We start from the raw sequence: 1,655 nt of genomic DNA, 5'->3' as shown, positions 1-1,655 counted from the left end.
GCGGCGCTGCTCGACGAGGTGGCGATGCTGCTGCTGGCCGGCAGCGAGACCTCGGCCAATGCGCTGACCTGGGCGCTGTACCTCGCCTTCGGCCATGCGCCGACGCTCGCCCGCCTGCGCGCGGAGGCCGATGCGGTGCTCGGCGTCCGCGATGCGCCGGAGGCCGCCGACCTTCCCGCCCTGCCCTTCACGCGCGCGGTGGTGGCGGAGGCGCTGCGGCTCTACCCGCCGGTCGCGATCCTGTCGCGCCAGGCGCTGGCGCCGGACCGGCTGCGGCGCGTGGCGGTGCCGCGCGGCGCGACGGTCGCCTGCATCCCCTGGCTGCTGCACCGGCACGAGAGCCTGTGGCATCGCCCGCACGCCTTCCTGCCGGAGCGCTTCCTGCCCGAGGCGCCGAAGCCGCCGCGCTTCGCCTACCTGCCCTTCGGCGCCGGGCCGCGCGTCTGCGCGGGGGCGGCCTTCGGGCAGGCGGAGATGACGGTGTTCCTGGCGACGCTGGTGCGGCGCCTCGACCTCTCGGTCGCGCCAGGGCATCGCGTGATGCCGCGGCTGCGCCTGACGCTGCGCCCGGCGGGAGGGATGCCGATGCGGATCGCGCGCGCGGATGGCTGACGCACCACCCCGTTGCCCGATCACGGGCGAACCGGCGGCGCGCCTGATCCAGCCGGTCTCGGCGCGCTTCCTGCGCCATCTGTGGCGCTGGTCGCACCGCACCGATGCGGGGCCGTCGCTCGCCGGCGTCGCGCGCTTCCACCTCTGGGAGAGCCCCTGCGGGCTGGCGTTCTTCGATCCGATGCGGCCCGGTGATGCGGCCTTCTACCGTGCGCTCTATGCGCGGATGGGCACGCATGACCGGCTTTCGGGCGAGCGTGCGCACCGGCACGAGATGGAGATGGCGGCGCGGCATGTCCCCGCCGGCGCCGCCGTGCTCGATGTCGGCTGCGGCGGGGCGAGCCTCGCGGCCTATGTGCCGGGCGCGCGCTATGTCGGACTCGATCCGGTCTTCGCCGACCAGGCGCCGGCGGGACGTCGCGTGCTGGCCGAGACGGCGGAGGCGCACGCGCTGTCGCATGCGGGCGCCTACGACGCCGCCGTCGCGCTGCAGATGCTGGAGCATGTCGCCGATCCGCTCTCCGTCGCGCGCGGCATGGCGGCGTGCCTCGCGCCGGGCGGAGTGATGATCGCGAGCGTGCCGGCCTGGCCGTCGGACCTGACCGCCATCCCGAACTTCGCGATCAACGCGCCGCCGCACCACCTGACCTGGTGGACCGACGGCGCGCTGCGCGCGCTGGCGACACGCGCGGGGCTGGTGCCGGAGGCCGTGCTGCCGGTGCCCGTCAGCGACTACACGAGCCTGGTGTGCTGGATGGCGCGCCTCGCGCCGCGACCGCCGGGGGGGCGCTTCTTCGTGCATTCCTGGCGCCACCATCTCGGCCTCGCCTGGGCCTGGGCGGCAGGATCGGCGCTGGATCGCGCCCTCGGCACGCCGCGCTGGGCGACGCCGCGCAACCTGATGCTGGTGGCGCGGAAGCCGGGCTAGCGAGGTGCGTGAACGGGGAGGGCTCCGCCCTCCCCGCACCCCTCCCGCCAGGAGCCGGCGGGCTCCTGGACCTCGATCTTGATGGCCGGCAGGGAGGGGGCCTTGGCCCCCTCCC

Annotated in this window: 2 protein-coding genes; both read left to right on the top strand. The window is 75.7% G+C overall.

Going from position 1 to position 1,655, the window contains the following annotated elements; all coding sequences use genetic code 11:
* Positions 1-612, top strand: a 612-nt coding sequence (locus L2I40_RS22870; RefSeq protein ID WP_237217662.1) for a cytochrome P450, incomplete at its 5' end; no start/stop codon positions are given.
* On the top strand, positions 605-1,540 hold the full coding sequence (locus tag L2I40_RS22865; RefSeq protein WP_237217661.1) for a class I SAM-dependent methyltransferase: 936 nt from the start codon (positions 605-607) through the stop codon (positions 1,538-1,540). The genes L2I40_RS22870 and L2I40_RS22865, both read left to right, overlap by 8 nt.
* Positions 1,541-1,655: the final 115 nt, after the last annotated feature.

Source organism: Falsiroseomonas oryziterrae, from assembly GCF_021864505.1.
GTDB classification, from domain to species: Bacteria; Pseudomonadota; Alphaproteobacteria; order Acetobacterales; family Acetobacteraceae; genus Falsiroseomonas; species Falsiroseomonas oryziterrae.
This window is presented reverse-complemented; position numbering and strand designations above follow the sequence as displayed.